The organism is Streptomyces caelestis, from assembly GCF_001279005.1.
Taxonomy (GTDB): Bacteria; Actinomycetota; Actinomycetes; order Streptomycetales; family Streptomycetaceae; genus Streptomyces; species Streptomyces heliomycini.
The window spans coordinates 1-581 of sequence record NZ_LGCN01000055.1; the positions used below are offsets into that span (position 1 = coordinate 1).

Genomic DNA, 581 nt, shown 5'->3' on the forward strand with positions numbered 1-581 from the left:
TCAGGACCTTCCGTTCGACCGGCTCGTCGAGGTGCTCAATCCCGAGCGTTCGGCGTCCCGGCATCCGCTGTTCCAGGTCATGCTCACCGTCGGCGACACCGCCGCCGACGCCCCGGATCTGGCGGGCCTCGAAGCGGCCTTCCTCGACCCGGAGCTGAGGATCGCGAAGTTCGACCTGACCTTCGCGTTCGGTGAGCGCCGGGCGGCCGACGGCGGCCCGGGCGGGCTCGACATCACCGTCGAGTACGCCACCGACCTGTACGAGCCGAGGACGGTCGGACTCCTGCTGGAGCGCACCCTGCTCCTGCTGGAGTCGGCCGCGGCCGATCCCGACACCACCGTCGGCTCGATCCCGCTGCTCGCCCCCGAGGAGCGGGATCTGCTGGACACGTGGTCCGGGCCCGTCACCCGGGCCCCCGAACTCGGCCTGGACGGCCTCTTCGCACTGCAGGCGGCACGTTCCCCGAGGTCGACCGCCTTGATCTTCGAGGATCAGGAGGTGACGTACGGCGAGTTGGAGGTGTGGTCGAACCGGCTGGCCCGGTATCTGTCGGGCAGGGGGGTGCGGCCGGGTGATCTGG

Annotated in this window: 1 protein-coding gene; it reads left to right on the forward strand. The window is 70.7% G+C overall.

Annotated features, from left to right (window positions below):
- A partial coding sequence (locus ADK41_RS05870) for a condensation domain-containing protein (protein ID WP_037805358.1) occupies positions 1 to 581 on the forward strand: 581 nt, incomplete at both ends.